Annotated in this window: 15 protein-coding genes and 2 tRNA genes; 9 read left to right on the plus strand and 8 right to left on the minus strand. The window is 67.0% G+C overall.

The genetic code is table 11. The features are described 5' to 3' along the window. Positions 1–73: 73 nt before the first annotated feature. A complete protein-coding gene (locus QSJ95_RS19990; protein WP_061563256.1) occupies positions 74–1,078 on the plus strand; it encodes a bile acid:sodium symporter family protein in 1,005 nt (334 codons plus the stop codon). A gap of 203 nt (positions 1,079–1,281) precedes the next feature. Here QSJ95_RS19990 and gorA read toward each other — a convergent pair whose 3' ends face one another. Continuing rightward, entirely contained in the window at positions 1,282–2,637 is a 1,356-nt protein-coding gene (gene gorA / locus QSJ95_RS19995) for a glutathione-disulfide reductase (protein ID WP_285644800.1), read from the minus strand. An 86-nt stretch (positions 2,638–2,723) separates the two neighbouring features. On the opposite strand from gorA, the gene QSJ95_RS20000 reads away from it, so the two are divergent. Then, positions 2,724–3,155, plus strand: a complete 432-nt coding sequence (locus tag QSJ95_RS20000; protein WP_285644801.1) for a VOC family protein — start codon at positions 2,724–2,726, stop codon at positions 3,153–3,155. A 183-nt stretch (positions 3,156–3,338) separates the two neighbouring features. Here the strand turns inward: QSJ95_RS20000 and galU are convergent, their stop codons facing one another. Then, positions 3,339–4,178, minus strand: coding sequence for a UTP--glucose-1-phosphate uridylyltransferase GalU (gene galU, locus QSJ95_RS20005; RefSeq protein WP_009619948.1), 840 nt, complete (start codon positions 4,176–4,178; stop codon positions 3,339–3,341). 401 nt (positions 4,179–4,579) lie between these two features. On the opposite strand from galU, the gene imuA reads away from it, so the two are divergent. From imuA to QSJ95_RS20020, 3 genes are read left to right on the plus strand one after another with little or no spacing between them, the layout of a single operon-like run. Further along, the gene (gene imuA / locus QSJ95_RS20010; protein ID WP_064582950.1) at positions 4,580–5,197 is read left to right on the plus strand and encodes a translesion DNA synthesis-associated protein ImuA; all 618 of its coding nucleotides are present in this window, start codon (positions 4,580–4,582) and stop codon (positions 5,195–5,197) included. Positions 5,198–5,204: 7 nt separating this feature from the next. Beyond that, positions 5,205–6,620 carry a Y-family DNA polymerase gene (locus QSJ95_RS20015; protein ID WP_069865481.1) on the plus strand — a complete coding sequence of 472 codons (1,416 nt, stop codon included), beginning with the start codon at positions 5,205–5,207 and terminating at the stop codon, positions 6,618–6,620. After that, positions 6,617–9,691: an error-prone DNA polymerase gene (locus QSJ95_RS20020; protein ID WP_285644806.1), complete on the plus strand. Its 3,075-nt coding sequence runs from the start codon at positions 6,617–6,619 to the stop codon at positions 9,689–9,691. Before QSJ95_RS20015 ends, QSJ95_RS20020 begins: the two co-directional genes overlap by 4 nt. A gap of 4 nt (positions 9,692–9,695) precedes the next feature. Here the strand turns inward: QSJ95_RS20020 and QSJ95_RS20025 are convergent, their stop codons facing one another. Continuing rightward, complete coding sequence (locus QSJ95_RS20025; RefSeq protein WP_064582945.1) at positions 9,696–10,073, minus strand: LexA family protein; 378 nt, start codon at positions 10,071–10,073, stop codon at positions 9,696–9,698. A 143-nt stretch (positions 10,074–10,216) separates the two neighbouring features. On the opposite strand from QSJ95_RS20025, the gene QSJ95_RS20030 reads away from it, so the two are divergent. After that, on the plus strand, positions 10,217–10,435 hold the full coding sequence (locus QSJ95_RS20030; protein WP_285644809.1) for a hypothetical protein: 219 nt from the start codon (positions 10,217–10,219) through the stop codon (positions 10,433–10,435). 126 nt (positions 10,436–10,561) lie between these two features. Here the strand turns inward: QSJ95_RS20030 and QSJ95_RS20035 are convergent, their stop codons facing one another. Both QSJ95_RS20035 and QSJ95_RS20040 read right to left on the minus strand, forming a co-directional pair. Then, entirely contained in the window at positions 10,562–10,777 is a 216-nt protein-coding gene (locus QSJ95_RS20035; RefSeq protein WP_009619935.1) for a hypothetical protein, read from the minus strand. A 195-nt stretch (positions 10,778–10,972) separates the two neighbouring features. Next, positions 10,973–11,059 (minus strand) — tRNA-Leu (locus QSJ95_RS20040). A 410-nt stretch (positions 11,060–11,469) separates the two neighbouring features. Between QSJ95_RS20040 and QSJ95_RS20045 the strand changes: the two genes are divergently transcribed. After that, a complete protein-coding gene (locus tag QSJ95_RS20045) occupies positions 11,470–11,889 on the plus strand; it encodes a LytR/AlgR family response regulator transcription factor (RefSeq protein WP_052267801.1) in 420 nt (139 codons plus the stop codon). Positions 11,890–12,194: 305 nt separating this feature from the next. Here the strand turns inward: QSJ95_RS20045 and QSJ95_RS20050 are convergent, their stop codons facing one another. Then, on the minus strand, positions 12,195–12,620 hold the full coding sequence (locus QSJ95_RS20050) for a styrene oxide isomerase (protein ID WP_069865485.1): 426 nt from the start codon (positions 12,618–12,620) through the stop codon (positions 12,195–12,197). A 431-nt stretch (positions 12,621–13,051) separates the two neighbouring features. Between QSJ95_RS20050 and QSJ95_RS20055 the strand changes: the two genes are divergently transcribed. After that, the gene (locus QSJ95_RS20055; protein ID WP_009619928.1) at positions 13,052–13,402 is read left to right on the plus strand and encodes a hypothetical protein; all 351 of its coding nucleotides are present in this window, start codon (positions 13,052–13,054) and stop codon (positions 13,400–13,402) included. A gap of 1,192 nt (positions 13,403–14,594) precedes the next feature. On the opposite strand, the gene QSJ95_RS20060 is transcribed toward QSJ95_RS20055, so the two are convergent. Beyond that, positions 14,595–14,668: transfer RNA gene (locus QSJ95_RS20060), tRNA-Cys, on the minus strand. A gap of 572 nt (positions 14,669–15,240) precedes the next feature. On the opposite strand from QSJ95_RS20060, the gene QSJ95_RS20065 reads away from it, so the two are divergent. Beyond that, on the plus strand, positions 15,241–16,089 hold the full coding sequence (locus QSJ95_RS20065) for an amidohydrolase family protein (protein WP_285644813.1): 849 nt from the start codon (positions 15,241–15,243) through the stop codon (positions 16,087–16,089). A gap of 94 nt (positions 16,090–16,183) precedes the next feature. Here the strand turns inward: QSJ95_RS20065 and hemN are convergent, their stop codons facing one another. Beyond that, positions 16,184–17,569 (minus strand): oxygen-independent coproporphyrinogen III oxidase, encoded by a 1,386-nt coding sequence (hemN, locus tag QSJ95_RS20070; RefSeq protein ID WP_009619865.1) that lies wholly within the window; start codon positions 17,567–17,569, stop codon positions 16,184–16,186. Between the last annotated feature and the right edge of the window lie 113 nt (positions 17,570–17,682).

The raw sequence follows: 17,682 nt of genomic DNA on the forward strand, positions 1-17,682 counted from the left end.
ATAGAGTCGGAACCGTCGTCCGTCCTTCAGAGACGGCGACCGTATTCTTCGTACCTTGCCCGAGATGATCACCATGGCTCGTCCACGTCTGCTCCCCGACAACTTCACCCTGGCCCTGGTCGCCACCGTGGCCATCGCCAGCCTGCTGCCCTGCCAGGGGCAGGTGGCCACCGCCTTCGGCTGGATCACCAACCTGGCCATCGGCCTGCTGTTCTTCCTGCACGGCGCCAAGCTGTCGCGCCAGGCCATCATCGCCGGCGCCACCCACTGGCGCCTGCACCTGCTGGTGTTCGCCTGCACCTTCATCCTCTTCCCGATCCTCGGCCTGGCGCTCAAGCCGGTGCTCTCGCCGCTGGTGACCCCGGACCTGTACCTGGGCCTGCTGTACCTGTGCGCCCTGCCAGCCACCGTGCAGTCGTCCATCGCCTTCACCTCGCTGGCCCGCGGCAACATCCCGGCGGCGGTGTGCAGCGCCTCGGCGTCCAGCCTGATCGGCATCTTCCTCACCCCGCTGCTGGTCCAGCTGCTGCTGGGCGTGCATGGCGACACCGGCGTCTCCACCCTCGATGCCATCGGCAAGATCACCCTGCAACTGCTGGTGCCCTTCATCGCCGGCCAGGCCCTGCGCGGCGTGATCGGCGGCTGGGTGGACCGGCACAAGCCGGTGCTGCGCTACGTCGACCAGGGCTCGATCCTGCTGGTGGTCTACACCGCCTTCAGCGCCGCGGTGATCCAGGGCCTGTGGCACCAGGTGCCGCTGACCGCGCTGGCCGGCCTGGTGGTAGTGTGCTGCATCCTGCTGGCGATCGCCCTGTTCGCCACCAGCCAGCTCAGCCGGCGCCTGGGCTTCAACAAGGAGGACGAGATCACCATCGTCTTCTGCGGCTCGAAGAAGAGCCTGGCCACCGGCGTGCCCATGGCCCAGGTGCTGTTCGCCACCGGCAGCATCGGCGTGATCCTGCTGCCGCTGATGCTCTTCCACCAGATCCAGCTGATGGTCTGCGCGGTGCTGGCCCAGCGCTACGCCAGGCGCCAGCAGGAAAGCGCAGCGGCGGCGCAGGTGGCGCAGTCGCGCTGAGCCATTCGGTGCGACGTGTCTTGCCGGCTGCGCCGGGGCGCTTTTCGTAGGATGGGTTGAGCCTTGGCGAAACCCATGCGGCCACGGCGATGGGTATCGCTTCGCTCAACCCATCCTACGGGGCGTCATATTTGCCTGTAGGAGCGCGCCCTGCGCGCGAATCGCGGGCAGGGCCCGCTCCTACAGGTTGATGCCCCGCGAAGTCAGGCCACCGGCGAACGCATGGTGACGAACTCCTCGGCCGCCGTCGGGTGGATGCCGATGGTCTCGTCGAACACGCGCTTGGTGGCCCCGGCCTTGAGCGCCACAGCGATGCCCTGGAGGATCTCGCCGGCCTCCGGGCCGACCATGTGGCAGCCCAGCACCTGGTCGCTGTCGGCGTCGACGATCAGCTTCATCAGGGTCTTTTCCTGGGATTCGGTAAGGGTCAGCTTGAGCGCGCGGAAGCGGCTCTCGAACAGCTTGACGCGGTGCCCGGCGGCGCGCGCCTCGTCCTCGGTGAGGCCGACGGTGCCGATGTTCGGCAGGCTGAACACCGCCGTGGGGATCAGCTTGTAATCCACCGGCCGGTATTCCTCGGGGCGGAACAGGTGGCGCGCCACGGCCATGCCCTCGGCCAGGGCCACCGGGGTCAGCTGCACGCGGCCGATGACGTCGCCGATGGCGCGGATCGACGGCTCGCTGGTGCGGTAGGCCTCGTCGACCCTGACGAAGCCCTTGTCGTTCAAGGCTACATCGACGTTCTCCAGCCCCAGGCCATCGAGCATCGGCCGGCGGCCGGTGGCGTAGAACACGCAGTCGGCCTCCAACAGGCGGCCATCCTTGAGGGTCGCCAGCAGGCTGCCGTCGGCCTGCTTGTCGATGCGCGCGATGTCGGCGTTGAACTGCAGGTCCAGGCCCTTCTTCGTCAGTTCGTCGCGCAGGTGCTCGCGCACGCTGCGGTCGAAGCCGCGCAGGAACAGTTCGCGGCGGTACAGCAGGCTGGTCTGCGCGCCCAGGCCATGGAAGATGGAGGCGAACTCCACGGCGATGTAGCCACCGCCCACCACCAGCACCCGGCGCGGCAGCTGCGGCAGGAAGAAGGCCTCCTGGGAGGTGATGACGTGCTCCTTGCCGGGGATGTCCGGCACCTGGGGCCAGCCGCCGGTGGCGATGAGGATGTTGGCGGCACGCAAGCGCTGGCCATCGACTTCCACGGTGTGGGCGTCGACCAGGCTCGCATGGCCTTCGAGCAGGCTCACCCCGCTGTTCACCAGCAGGTTGCGGTAGATGCCGTTGAGGCGGTGGATCTCGCGGTTCTTGTTGGCGATCAGCGTCGGCCAGTCGAAGCGCGCTTCGCCCAGGCTCCAGCCGAAGCCGGCGGCCTGCTCGAAGTCCTCGTGGAAGTGCGCACCGTACACCAGCAGCTTCTTCGGCACGCAGCCGACGTTCACGCAGGTGCCGCCCAGGTAGCGGCTCTCGGCCACCGCCACGCGCGCGCCGAACCCCGCGGCGAACCGCGCGGCGCGCACGCCGCCGGAACCCGCACCAATCACGAACAGGTCGAAATCGAAAGCCATCGTCGTTCTCCACTGGCAGATGCCCGGCAGCATACCTCATCGCCGCTGGCCTATCCTGCCAGCAGAGCCCACAGGAGGAAGCCGCCATGCGCCCGACTCTGACCCACCTGGCCCTGCACGTACCGGACCTGGAGGCCTGCATCGCCTTCTACGAACGCTTCTGCGGCATGCGCGTGATCCACCAGCGCGAGGGCAAGGGCTCGCGCATCGTGTGGATGGCCGAGCCGGGCAAGGAGCACCAGTTCATCTTCGTCATCATGCCGGGCGGCGAGGCCCGCCACCTGGCCAGCGACGACTACAGCCACTTCGGCTTCGCGGTGGACAGCCACGAGAAGGTCGACGCCATCGCCGCCGAGGCCGAACGCGCCGGCTGCCTGATCTGGGCGCCACGCCAGGAGCCCTACCCTGTTGGCTATTACTGTGGCCTCAGGGATCCAGCAGGCAATTACGTCGAGTTCAGCTACGGCCAACCCCTGGGACCAGGCTCGGAAGACATGCCGATCCCGCAGGCGCTATAGCTTTGCAGCGTTTTTTGTAGGAGCGAGCTTGCTCGCGAACCGCCCACGCACCGGAAACAGTGTTCGCGAGCAAGAACCAGGCGTCCCCCTCGCTCCTACGAAAAGCGTGTGGATCGTGCGGGCGCCGGAAACGAAGAAGCCACCCGCGGGTGGCTTCTTCGACGGACCGGGAACGCGCTGGGGTTACCAGGCCTTGCCGGTCTTGTAGAGGTTCTCGTAGCAGAAGTTGGTCGCCTCGATGTAGCCCTCGGCGCTACCGCAGTCGAAACGCTTGCCCTTGAACTTGTAGGCCAGCACGCAGCCGTCCTGGGCCTGCTTCATCAGGGCGTCGGTGATCTGGATCTCGCCACCCTTGCCCGGCTCGGTCTGCTCGATCAGCTCGAAGATGTCCGGGGTCAGGATGTAGCGGCCGATGATCGCCAGGTTCGACGGCGCTTCTTCCGGCTTGGGCTTCTCGACCATGTTGTTCACGCGGTAGATGTCGTCGCGGATCATCTCGCCGGCGATCACGCCGTACTTGTTGGTCTCTTCCGGCGGCACTTCCTGGATGGCCACGATGGAGCAGCGGAACTGGTTGTACAGCTTAACCATCTGCTTCAGGACGCTGTCGCCCTCCAGGTTCAGGCAGAGGTCGTCGGCCAGGACCACGGCGAAGGGTTCGTCGCCGATCAGCGGGCGGCCGGTGAGGATGGCGTGGCCCAGGCCCTTCATCTCGATCTGACGGGTGTAGGAGAAGGTGCACTCATCGATCAGGCGGCGGATACCGACCAGGTACTTTTCCTTGTCGGTGTTGCGGATCTGGGTTTCCAGCTCGTAGCTGATGTCGAAATGGTCTTCCAGCGAACGCTTGCCGCGGCCGGTGACGATGCCGATCTCCGACAGCCCGGCTTCCAGCGCCTCTTCGACGCCGTACTGGATCAGCGGCTTGTTGACGATCGGCAGCATTTCCTTGGGCATGGCCTTGGTGGCCGGGAGGAAGCGGGTGCCGTAGCCGGCAGCCGGGAACAGACATTTCTTGATCATGGAAGTCCTTCGACATGAACGAGGGTGTGAATGGCGCGCAGTCTAATGAGCCCGCGTGCGGCTTACAATGCCCACGCTGCGCGCCCGCCAGCGGAGGCGCAGGCCCGTCGGGAGATGGGCAACGGCTAGTCAGACCGCCGCGGCGCCGGCAAGTTCGGCCGATACTGGCAAAAAGTCAGCACCGGCTGCCCTCGGCGACCGTCTGTCGGCCTCGACCTACACACTCTGAAGGACACCGCCACGCCCCGGGCTGACCTGGCTCAGCCTTCCGGCGGATCGTCGCGGCGGAGCGATCCGGCCGTATTGACCGGATAGGGACGAGACCGGATACTGTATTTACATACAGCACTCTAGGATTCCATCTTGCGTCGCTTCTGCCTTCCCCACCACCGGTGCCGACCATGGGCCTCGCCGTAGACCTGGGCGCGCTGCTCGACCAGCGACGCGTCTGGAAAGGCCAGGCCGGCACCGCGCCCAGCGCGGCCCAGCCCACCGGCCACGCCCGTCTGGACGCCCTGCTGCCCGGCGGCGGCTGGCCGGAGTCGGCGCTGAGCGAGATCCTCCATGGCGCCGAGGGCATTGGTGAGCTGCAGCTGCTCTGGCCGACCCTGGCGCGCTTGAGCCGCGCCGGCGAGCGCGTGGTGCTGGTGGCGCCGCCGCACATTCCCTACCCCCGCGCCTGGCTGGCGGCCGGCGTCGACTTGCAACACCTGGTGTGGGTCGAGGCCAGTGGCCGCGATGCGCTCTGGGCGACCGAGCAATGCCTGCGTTCGGGTTGCTGCGGCGCCGTGCTGTGCTGGCCGCAGCAGGCCGACGACCGCGCCCTGCGCCGCCTGCAGGTGGCGGCGGAAAGCGGCCAGACGCTGGCCTTCGCCTTTCGCCCGCTGCGCGAGGCGCTCAACCCCTCGCCGGCAGCCCTGCGCCTGGCCCTCGAAGCCCGCCCGGCACAGCTGCGGGTGCTCAAGTGCCGTGGCGGCCTCGCCCCGGCCAGCCCCCTGCCGCTGGCTGCCCTGAACTGAGGTCGCCATGCTCTGGGCCTGCATTCTCTTGCCACAACTGGCCATGGACGCCGCCCTGCGCCAGCGCAGCGATCCCGAGGCGCCCCTCGCCCTGCTCGCCGGCCCGCCGCAGCGGCGCGTGCTGCAGGCGGTCAACCCGGCGGCCCGCCGGCTCGGCCTGCGCCCCGGCCTGTCGCTGACCGCGGCGCGCGCCCTGTGCCGCGATTTCGACTGCGCCGAGTACGACCAGGCGGCCATCCAGCGCAGCCAGGACCTGCTCGCCGCCTGGGCCTACGGCTTCAGCTCCCAGGTCAGCCAGCATTACCCGCGCGCGCTGCTGCTGGAGGTCGCCTCCAGCCTGGCGCTGTTCGGCCCCTGGCCGCGCTTCGAGGCCCGCCTGCGCGAGGAACTGCGGGCCCTGGGCTTCAGCCACCGCATCGGCGTGGCGCCCAATCCCGCCGCCGCGCGGGTACTGGTCAACGTCGGCGACGGCCTGCTGGTGGAACGGCCGCAAGCCCTACGCAGCGCCCTCGGCCGTCTGCCCCTGGAGCGCTGCGGGCTGCCCCGGGAAAGCGTGGCCAGCCTGGCGCGCATGGGCCTGCGCAGCCTGCAGCAACTGCTCGCCCTGCCCCGCGATGGCCTGGCCCGGCGCTTTCCGGCGGAACTGCTGCGGCAGGTCGACAGCCTGCTCGGCCAGCGGCCGCTGGCCCTGGACTTCTACCGGCCGCCGGAGCGCTTCGAAAGCCGCATCGAGCTGAACTTCGACGTCGAATCGACCCAGGCCCTGCTCTTCCCCCTGCGCCGCCTGACCGGCGACCTCGCCGCCTTCCTCGCCGGGCGCGACAGCGGCGTGCAGCGCTTCGAGCTGTACCTGGAGCACCACGGCCGCGGTGACACCTGCATGCCGGTCGGCCTGCTCAGCGCCGAACGCGAGCCGGCCATGCTCTTCGAGCTGAGCCGCGGCCGCCTGGAACATTTGCAGTTGCCCGCCGCGGTACACGCCGTGCGCCTGCAGGCCGACGACCTGCCACCCTTCGCCCCCGAACGGCGCCAGCTGTTCGACGAGCGCCCCCAGCAGACGCAGCCCTGGGAGCAGTTGCGCGAACGCCTGCGCGCGCGCCTCGGCGACGAGGCCGTGCATGGCCTGGGCGCCCTCGCCGAGCACCGCCCGGAGCAGGCCTGGCAACCCTGGGAAAGCCCGCGCGCCCTGCCCTTGCCGCCCTGCGGGCCGCGCCCCGGGTGGCTGCTGTTGCAGCCACAGGCGCTGCGCGAAAGCCTGCCCAGGGTGCTCGCCGGGCCGGAACGCATCGAGTCCGGCTGGTGGGACGGCGCCGACCTGCGCCGCGACTACTACCGGGTGCAGACCCGCGCCGGCCAGCAGGCCTGGGTCTACCGCGAGGTCGGCAGCGAGGGGCCGTGGCTGATCCACGGCTGGTTCGCATGACTCCCGCCTACGCCGAGCTGCACTGCCTGTCGAACTTCAGTTTCCAGCGCGGCGCCTCCAGCGCCGGGGAACTCTTCGAACGCGCCGCGCGTCTGGGCTACCGCGCCCTGGCGATCACCGACGAATGCAGCCTGGCCGGCATCGTCCGCGCCTGGCAGGCGGCGAAGGAATGCAAGCTGGCGCTGATCGTCGGCAGCGAAGTACGCATCGAGGCCGGCCCCAAGCTGGTGCTGCTGGCCGAGAACCTCGCCGGCTACCAGAACCTCTGCCGGCTCATCACCCACGCCCGGCGCCGGGCCGAAAAGGGCAGCTACCGCCTGTTGCGCGAAGACCTGGAAACCGAGCTGGATGGCCTGTTGGCGATCTGGCTGCCCGACGCGCCAACGGATACCGACGGAACCTGGCTGCGCGAACGCTTCCCGCAACGCCTCTGGCTAGGCGTCGAGCTGCACCGCGGCGCGGATGACAGCGCCCGCCTGCAAGCCCTGCTGGCCCAGGCCGCCCGCCATGGCATCGCCGCCGTGGCCTGCGGCGACGTGCACATGCACAGCCGCGGCCGCCGCGCCCTGCAGGACTGCATGACGGCCATCCGTCAGCACCTGCCGGTCAGCGAAGCCGGCGCCTATCTGTTTCCCAACGGCGAACGCCACCTGCGCCCGCGGGAAGTGTTGGCCGGGCTGTATCCACCGCCGTTGCTGGAGGAGACGTTGCGGATCGCGGGGCGCTGCAGTTTCGATTTCGAACAACTGCGCTACCAGTATCCCCGCGAACTGGTGCCCGAGGGGCACACGCCGAAGTCCTGGCTGTGCCAGATGACCTATGCCGGCATCCGCAGGCGCTGGCCTGAGGGGGCGCGGAAGAAGGTGCTCAAGCGCATCGGCAAGGAACTGCTGCTGATCGCCGAACTGGAGTACGAGAACTACTTCCTCACGGTCCACGACATCGTCCAGTTCGCCCGCAGCCAGGGCATTCTCTGCCAGGGGCGTGGCTCGGCCGCCAACTCCGCGGTGTGCTTCGCCCTGGGCATCACCGAACTGGACCCATCGCGCAGCAAGCTGCTTTTCGGCCGCTTCATCTCCCGCGAACGCAACGAGCCGCCGGACATCGACGTCGACTTCGAGCACGAGCGGCGCGAAGAGGTCATCCAGTACGTCTTCCGTCGCTATGGCCGCCAGCGTGCAGCCCTGACCGCCGTGGTCAGCAGCTACCGCGGCGCAGGCGCCATGCGCGACATAGCCAAGGCCCTGGGCTTGCCGCCCGACCAGGTGGACGCCCTGGCCGGATGCTGCGGGCGCTGGAGCGAGCAAACGCCACCCGAAGAGCAACTGCGCGAAGCGGGCTTCGATCCACAGAGCCCGGTCATGCGCAGGGTGCTGGCGCTCACCGCCGAGCTGATCGGCTTTCCCCGCCACCTGTCGCAACATCCCGGCGGCTTCGTCATTTCCGAGCAGCCATTGACCAGCCTGGTCCCGGTCGAGAACGCGTCCATGCCCGAGCGCACCGTGATCCAGTGGGACAAGGACGATATCGACGCAGTGAAGCTGCTCAAGGTCGACGTACTCGCCCTCGGGATGCTCAGTGCCCTGCGCCGCTGTTTCGACCTGGTGCATAGACTGCGCGGCACGCCAATGAGCATTGCCAACATCCCCCCGGAAGACGCGGCCACCTACGAAATGATCAGCCGCGCCGACGCCATAGGCGTGTTCCAGATCGAGTCCCGCGCACAGATGGCCATGCTGCCGCGGCTGCGGCCGAAGACCTTCTACGACCTGGTGATCGAGGTCGCCATCGTCCGCCCGGGTCCGATACAGGGCGACATGGTCCACCCCTACCTGCGACGGCGTAATGGAGAGGAGCCGATCACCTATCCCTCGCCGGCCCTGGAACAGGTGTTCCGGCGCACCCTGGGCGTGCCGCTGTTCCAGGAACAGGTCATGGAGGTCGCGGTGGTGGCCGCCGACTACACCGCCGGCGAAGCCGACGACCTGCGCCGCTCCATGGCCGCCTGGAAACGCCACGGCGGCCTGGAAAAACACCGCCTGCGCCTGACCGCAGGCATGTTGAAGAATGGCTATACCGCCGAATTCGCCGCGCGCATCTTCGAACAGATCAAAGGCTTCGGCAGCTATGGCTTCCCCGAGTCCCACGCCGCCAGTTTCGCCCTGCTCACCTACGCCAGCAGCTGGCTGAAATGCCACGAGCCGGCAGCCTTCGCCTGCGCCCTGGTCAACAGTTGGCCGATGGGCTTCTACAGCCCCGACCAGGTCCTGCAGGATGCCCGCCGCCACGGCGTCGAGGTGCGCCCGGTGGACGTGCGCTACAGCCACTGGGACTGCGGCCTGGAGGACAAGGGCGAGGCGCAACCGGCGATCCGCCTGGGGCTGCGCATGGTCCGCGGCTTCCGCGAGGAGCTGGCCCTGCGCATCGTCCAGGCCCGCGGGCGACGGGCCTTCGAAAGCGTCGAGGACCTCAGCTACCGGGCCGGCCTGGACGCCGCGGCCCGCGAACGCCTGGCCGACGCCGGCGCCCTGCGCGGCCTGGCCGGGCACCGCCACCGGGCGCGCTGGGCCGTGGCCGGGGTGGAGCCGCAGCTACCGCTGTTCGCCGGCCAGGATGTGATGGCGGAGACCGCGGTGAGCCTGCCGCTGCCCAGCCTGGGCGAAGAAATGCTCACAGACTACGCCAGCCTGGGCACCACCCTCGGCCCGCACCCGCTGAACCTGCTGCGCGGCCAGTTGAAGGCGCTGCGCTGCCGCAGCTCCCGCGAGTTGCCCGGCCTGGAGCACGGCCGGCCGGTCAGCGTCGCCGGGCTGGTCATCGGCCGGCAGCGGCCGCAGACCGCCAGCGGCGTTACCTTCGTCACCCTGGAAGACGAGTTCGGCCTGGTCAACGTGGTGGTCTGGCGCGACCTGGCCGAGCGCCAGCGCCGCGTCTTCCTGCAAGCGCAACTGCTGCAGGTGCGCGGCCGGCTGGAAAGCGAGAGCGGCGTGCGCCACGTGATCGCCGAGCAACTGGTCGACCTGACGCCCCTGCTCAGCGGCCTGGACGTGCCCAGCCGCGATTTCCGCTAGTGGCTCAGCTGGCCAGGCGGTGCAGGTTCCAGCGCACCACGCCCCAGATCGCCAGCTCGTCGCCCTCGCCGATGCGGATCGGCGGGTAGCGGTCGTTGGCCGGCAGCAGCGCGTAGCCGCCATCGATGATGTCCAGGCGGCGGATCAGCGGCTCGCCGTTCACCGCGGCCACCACCACCTCGCCGGAGCTGGCCAGGCAGGCGCGGTCCACCACCAGTAGGTCGTTGTCGTGGATGCCGGCGCCGGTCATACCGTCGCCATGTGCGCGGACTATGTAGGTATGGGGGGTGTGCAGCTCGAGCAGGTCATCCAGCGACCGCGGCTGCGCCTGAAGGAACGCCGACGGATCGGCGGCGGCAGGAAGGAAAGCGGTGTGAGACATGACGGGGCATCCTCGGAATACTGTACATACATACAGATACCAGAAACAATGTGAACCCGGCAAGCCATTCCCTACTCCATTGACAGCCACCGGCAAGCGCGCCGGCGTGGTCTATCCTTCGTGTGGGGGCGAGGAGTTTCAGCATGAATCCTGGCACGTTCGTCACACTCATGATTTTCGGCTGGCTGCTGCTGGCGGGCGTCACCCTGTGGGCCTTCCTGCGCGTGCCCATGCGCCGGGCCCGGCTGCATTCGCACAGCGAGGCCCAGGCCCACTCCCACGAGGCGCCGGCACCCCAGGCGCAGCCGCAGGCGGCCCCGCGCAGGCGCCATGCCGGCTGGCTAACGTGGAGTCATCGCTGAGGCGGCAGCAGGCCGCCGTCATTCAGGCTTTTCGGAAACCCCGCACAGGCCCCTCCCCCGGCTTTCTCGCCCGACGGGCGAGGCTGGACAGCCCCGGAGCAGGCCGGCTCCCCCGGCTACCCGACCTCAGGCCAGGCGAATGTCCGCGCCGGTGACCTCGTCGCGCAGGGCGCGCAATTCGGCTGCATCCTGGTTCAGGTGGTGGATGGCCTTGAGCAACCGCTGGCGCAGCAGTTCGTCGGGCACTTGCTCCACGGCGCGCATCACTTCGATGGCAGTGGCTTCGTTGTTGCTGGCTACCGAGTCCAGCACCTTGCGGATGTTGCGGGCTGCACGTTGCACGTCAGGTCCTCATGACAAAGTGCGAGCACCCTAGGACAACAATATTTCTCAAAGATTTCAGCGAGTTGCATTCTGACCAATGGTCAAGCGCAGGCCCCGTGCGCAAGCCGGCGGATGACGCGGCGGCAAGCATCGGCGGCGCGGCCGATTGTCACGCTGCCGAATCGGGAAGCTGGGAATGCAGAGGGGGGATTCTGGTGCTCGGAGCGGGACTCGAACCCGCAAGACCGTGAGGCCGGCGCATTTTAAGTGCGCTGTGTCTACCAATTTCACCATCCGAGCCGGGCGGGCATTGCCGAGGCCGGAAGAGCGCGGCCACCGGGCAATGTGGAAGGGCCGAGACTATACCGAGTCGACTCGTTGCGGTAAAGCCGGGACCACGGGCGTAAGCGCTTGATGGCACAGCCGATTCCTTTCTTTCCGAGCGCCCTGCACAAGGGACTAGTCGGAATTACCGGCTTTTTGCCATCTCCCCTGTCGCATAAGCTGCCCACCCACGGGGCGGAAGGGAAGCCGACTCCGTCTTGGGCCGCATTACCCCGGATGCGGCCGCTTTTTCTTCCGCCACCTTCCCTGGACAGCCGAGCAGCGTGAACCCAATCACATAACCGTCGAAAAGCCAGCACAGAGCCATCATCGGTACAAGACTTTGACGTTCAGTGGATCACGAAACGCCAAACAGGAGAGGTCCGATGAGGCAACGTATTGCCACCCGCGTGGGCAGGTCCCTGGTCGTCATCGAAACCAAGGACATCACGCATTTCAGCGCGGAAGAAAAGTATGTGACGGCCTTCACCGCCAAGGGACGCATCCATTTCGACGCCACCCTGAAGGCCCTGGAAATCGAGTTCGCGGAGGAGTTCATCCGCATCCATCGCAGCCACCTGGTGCGCCGCAGCCTGGTCAGCAACCTGCGCTGGGACGCCTATTCAGCCAGCATCGGCATCGACGGCACGGAAACCCGCCTGCCCCTGAGCCGCCAGCGCGTCGGCGTGGTTCGCAACCTGCTGCGGGCCCGCGACGGAGCGACCGTGATCGCCACCCTGGACGGGTCGCTGCCACCTTCCATGCTGGCCAGCCCGCAGACAGCCCCTGCCCTGCGGGCTGGCTGACGAAAGAGCGTATCGCTCGACCGCCTGCAATATCAAAGCAACATCACGCTTCTATACTGCATGAAGGCTGACGGACCAGCCCCCATCGGTAGTACGAAGAAGCCTCGCCTCGCCGCGGGGCTTTTTCCTTTCCGCTATCCATCGTTCGAGTGAAAACCTGCATCAGCTCAAGGTATGAGCGATTCGCATACATGCAATCGAGGATGTATGTTTATTTCGCTGTCGCGTAATGGCAATATGCCTGGCCCTCTTGCTGAGGACATGGCCGGCCGAGCAGGGACGCGACGGCCAGCCACTCGCCCTTCTCAGCGCGCCACCCTGCCGCGCAATCCCCAGAGCAGCAGTCCGATGGCGACGATGATCGCCTGGCCGACGCTGACGAAACCAAGGGTCACCAGTAGCTCCTGCCAGGGCTCCCCGCTATGCCCAGCGGCGGTGACGGGCGACATGGCCGCGGTGCCGAAAACCGCGGCGAGCAACGTAAAGGCCCAATTGGCATAGGCGCCGTAGAGCAATGCGCAGAAAGTGACACCCAGCCACCTGCGCGACAGTGCCACCTCATCCCAGATCGCCCCCAGCGCCAGCAACAGCAGGCCATTGAGGATGCCCTCCAGGTGGGCCGCCAGGGCCATGCGCGGATTGCTCAGCTGCGCCTCGACCAGCCCGGTGAGCAGCCCGAGCAACAGCAGCAGCAAGCCGTGCCAGAGCAACCGCCGATTCACGCCAGCCATACCGGGCCCCTCCGCGATCGGGCTTTCCCTTCACTCTAGACGGCGCGGCCTAGCGCAGCGGCAGCCAGCCGGGCGCGATGTTTTCGTATGGGAGCAGCAGATAGGCCGCCAGATAGCAGACGATGAAAAGACAGGCGGCGGCCACGACGAGCCATTCGAAGCGCGACATCTCTCATCCTTGAGCAGCGCAATTCCAAAGTGCCAGTATGCCACGGCGAACCATGGATGGCATCCGGCATTCAGCGGCAGGCAAGGAAACGAGCGGCGCAGCGCCGGGCCCGGTAGAATTCCGCCGCCCCGGGAACCGGAACGGCTACGGCCGGTCTGACACCGCCAGCGAATTCACATTGCGGATCGCCCTGCGATCCGGACGCTCCATCGACCATCCCGGGCGGCAAGCCTGCCGCCCTTCATCCCTCGAGGTTAGCAATATGCGCAAAGCACTCCCCGCCCTGGCCCTGAGCCTGCTCTTCGCCCAAGCCGCCATGGCCGGCGGCGGTACCCAGGCAGCCGTCGGCGGTGGCCTGGGTGGCGCCCTGGGCAACGTCGTCGGCCAGCAACTGGGCGGCAGCACCGGTGCCGCGATCGGCGCCGGCGTCGGCGGCGCGGCAGGTAGCGCGGCCACCGCCAAGAAAGGCAGGAAGACCAAGGCCGCCATCGGTGGCGGCCTGGGCGCCGCCGGTGGCTCGCTCATCGGCAACAAGCTCGGCGGCAGCACCGGCGCGGCCATCGGCGCCGGCCTGGGCGGCGCGGCGGGCGGCGCCCTCGGCGGCAAGAAGTAAATCCAGCGCCGCACTGGAATGCCGAAGCCCCGTGGGTGCGAACCCACGGGGCTTTTTCGTGTGCGCCGCAAGGGCAGCACGCCTGCTCCGAGGAGACGAAGCCGTGTTCTCTCCAGTGGCCTGATTTTCTGCATCGATCCCAGGTAGCGGATCATTTCACCCAGCGCTGACTCTTGAAGCAGGATTCCCTGTGCGGCTTTTGCGACATGGGAAGACAGCGATGCCCAGACAAGGCCGCACCATCGAGTACGGCCGTTTCATTTCTGCTTCTCCCTACTGGTCGTGACGCGATGAGGCGTACCGTGCCAGCGGCAGTCTGTTCTATCACTACGACGCCAAGGTTTAGGGGCAACTCGGCTCGAACGGCCGTGGCAACGATTGCGACACGGGGGCCCGCAGCTTCGACTGCATTCGCGATTAATCAGTAGGAACCGATCCCCTAGTCCAGCCAGCAGCAAGACACACAGAACGCTACGGGAAGATGATCCGAATGATGCTACTGGCCTCGTAGACAAAGCGCCCTGCGACAAGGAGCAATCCAAGTATCACCGCAGCCCTCGCCGAATATCCAAAGATCTCCCTACTGGTATTTCTAGAGCACCGCCAGGCGATCTTAATTATCCATGGAAAGAAAACAGCGAATGGAGCTGCTCTGAGCATCAGGGACGACAAGAGAAGACCAGGGTGCAAGGCAAACCCCATCTGAATAAGGGATGCCTTCGCTACATAAACTTGATAGGCGACCCATGCCATCCAGAATCCCTCCTTGAGGAGGTGCGACAGGAACAGCGTGAGTAGAAACCCTGGAAGGTAGATCAGCCAAAAAACCTTCCACAGTGGACGACTCTCATGAGCGGCTGGCAATCCTTTGATGCTGCTAAGCGGCGGGGTATACGGCGATTTCATTTTGGTGCCTTACCTGGCGATATTTCGGCGGGTTCCAACGATGAACTCATATCTACTTTCCCTGTAATTCGCAATCCCCCCCCTGACCTCCCTGGCAAGTACGCCACCCTCCTCGCCCGGCTCCGTCCGGGCCTTTTGTCGCCCTCTTTCGCATACCGACGCATCGCCGGCAGCCCGACACGTTGACGCGCGGATAGTGGAAATGATTCTGAAATAGTGGAAATCGCCGGGCTTACAGCGGGCAAAGAAAAAGCCCCGTAGACCTTGATCTACGGGGCTTTTCTGTTGGAGGCTGAGGTCGGAATCGAACCGGCGTTCACGGATTTGCAATCCGCTGCATAACCACTCTGCTACTCAGCCTTTGAACCTGGCAAACCGCGCTGCGGTTCGCTGCAATTCTGTTCGGCTTGGCTTTCTTTCAAGCTCTAACCTATTGATTACACAGAGTTTTCATCGCCCTGCGCTTTCGATGGCCGGGATTATGGACTAATGGGACAAGGCTGGCAACACCTGAGATTAAATTTCTTCATTCGCCTCTGAAGACTCACCTGCCAGCCTCAGGGCTCTCGATCGGCATCTTCCTCAAGGCCGTCGCCCACCCGTTCTGAAATCACTTGCGGCAGGCCGGGCCAACTGTTGGCCCGCCGACAGCGCCCCAACAGAACAGTTGGAAGAACAACAGTAAAAGCCTGGCAGAAAGCCACAACCCCCGAAATCACTGAGGTATGCCAGTGGCACAGGGATTGCCTCGGGGCATCACCGCTTATTTCGGGAACACCTCCCATGGCCCCCTTCCCTGCCAGGTGAACGGCGCCAACCGATGCCAACGAGGACAGCAACATGAGTCTGGACGCTTTCCGCGCCCCACCCTCTTCCAGCGACAACCGCCAGCCAAGCCTCTCCCGCGGCGACCGGAAACAGGAGCACGGCGCATGAAGATCATCGACATGCGCTGCCGCCCGGCCTTCCTGCATCCGTTCTTCGGCGCCGTGCCCGGCTCGGCCGAGCACGCCACGGCGCGCTGGCTGAACCGGCGCGTCGGCACCCGCGGCGACGACGCCCACTTCGAGCGCTCGCTGACCCAGGAAGGCTTCCTCGCCGAGGTGCGCGACGCCGGCCTGCACAAGGCCGTGGTGGTCGGCCGGCACACGCCGGCGCAACACCTGCCCAACGAGCGGATCCACGCCATCGTCGACGGCCACGCGCAATTGCTCGGCATCGGCTCGGTGGACCCGGCGCTGCAGGGCGTGGAAGGCGCGCTCGCGGAGATCGACCATGCGATCGACGACTTGGGCCTGGCCGGCATCGACCTGGAGCCCGGTTTCGGCGAACCGGCCCGACACCCGGACGACGCGCTGTACTGGCCGATCTACGAGCACCTGCAGAAGCGCGCCATCCCGTTGTTCCTGATGAGCGGGCCGACCACACCCGACCCGGCCTACAACGACCCCGGCCGCCTGGCGGCAGTGGCCCGGGCCTTCCCCGACCTGCGGATCGTCGTCTACCACGGCTTCTGGCCCAACGTGCAGCAGGCCATCGGCCTGGCGTTCCGCTACGAGAACGTCCACCTGGTACCGGACATGTACCTGTTCCTGCCCGGCAGCGAAGCCTACGTGCAGGCCGCCAACGGCTTCCTCGCCGACCAGTTGCTGTTCGGCTCCTCCTACACCTTCAGGCCCATTCGCCAGAGCATCGAGGACGCCCAGCGCCTGGGCTTGAGCGGACACGCCCTGGAGCGCTTCTTCCATGGCAACGCCGCGCGCCTGTTCGGGCTCGACTGAGTAGCGCGAAGCCCGCCGGGGAGCCCGCTCGGCAGCGGGCCCCCGGCGGGCGACGATAGGAAGGCCGCCGGCCAGGGCCGCACCGTGGCCCGCCTCAGATCGTGCGCGAGAAACGCTCCTGCTGCTCGCCGCCCAGGTAGGCATCGAAGGCCATCGCCACGCTGCGCATCATCAGCTGGCCCTGGGGCAGCAGGATCAGCGCGTCGTCGCGCAGCTCCACCAGCCCGTCGTCGACCTGCTCCCGCAACTGCCGCAGCGAGCCTGCGAAATACTCGCTGAAGCGGATGCCATGGCGCGCCTCCAGCGGCGCGTAGTCCACGCGGCCATGGCACATCAGCGCGCCTATCACCTCGCGGCGCAGGCGGTCGTCGTCGGTCAGCCGGTAGCCCTTGTGCACCGGCAGCAGGCCCTCGTCGAGGCGCGCGTAGTACTGCGACAGCTCCTTCACGTTCTGCCCGTAGGTGTCGCCGACCTTGCTGATCGACGACACGCCCAGCGCGATCAGGTCGCAGTCGGCATGCGTCGAATAGCCCTGGAAGTTGCGTTGCAGCGTGCCCCTGGCGCGGGCCACGGTGAGTTCGTCGTCGGGCAGCGCGAAGTGGTCCATGCCGATGTACGCATAGCCCTCCCCCGTCAGCCGCCGGATGGTCAGCTCCAGCAGCTCCAGCTTGCGTTCGGGCGGCGGCATGTCCTCGCGGCGGATCAGCCGCTGCGCGCGCACCCGCTCGGGCAGGTGGGCGTAGCTGTAGGCGGCGATGCGGTCCGGGCGCAGCGCGATGATCTTGCCCAGGGTGGCGTCGAAGCTCTCCACCGTCTGCAGCGGCAGGCCGTAGATCAGGTCCACCGAGACCGACTTGAAGCGCGCCTCGCGGGCGGCCTGGACCAGGTCGAAGATCTGCTGCTCGCTCTGCACGCGGTTGACCGCGGCCTGGACCTTCTCGTCGAAGTCCTGCACGCCGAAGCTGAGGCGGTTGAAGCCCTGGGCGCGCAACTCGGCGATGCGCTCGCGGCTGATGGTGCGCGGGTCGACCTCGATGGAGAACTCGTGGTCGTCGCTCTCGTCCAGGTTGAAGTGCTCGCGCAGGCTGTCCATCAGATCCGACAACTGTTCGCTGGTCAGGTAGGTCGGCGTACCGCCGCCCAGGTGCAGCTGGGTGAGCTTGCGCGAACCCTCGAACAGCGCCGCCTGCATGGCGATCTCGCGCTTGAGGTAGTCCAGGTACTCCACGGCGCGGTGGGTCTTCTGGGTGATGATCTTGTTGCAGGCGCAGTAGTAGCAGAGGCTCTTGCAGAACGGGATGTGGATGTAGACCGACAGCGGCTTGGCCGGCGCCCGGTTGCTCGACCGGGCGGCCTGGCGATAGTCGTCGGCGGCGAACGCGCCATGGAACTGCGGCGCGGTGGGATAGGAGGTATAGCGCGGGCCGGGGCGATCGTACTTCTCGACCAGCGCGCGGTTGAAACTCATCGACTCAGACATGGCACGGCTCCTCGGACGCTGGCAGTCTGTCGCTGCAAGTCGTCCGTCCAAAGATACACCCATGTGGGCGTTGCGCCTCCTGAGCGGGATCAAGAACTTCCGCCGGGCGCAGC

The sequence above is a fragment of the Pseudomonas sp. NBRC 100443 genome (assembly GCF_030268185.1).
GTDB lineage: Bacteria > Pseudomonadota > Gammaproteobacteria > Pseudomonadales > Pseudomonadaceae > Pseudomonas > Pseudomonas citronellolis.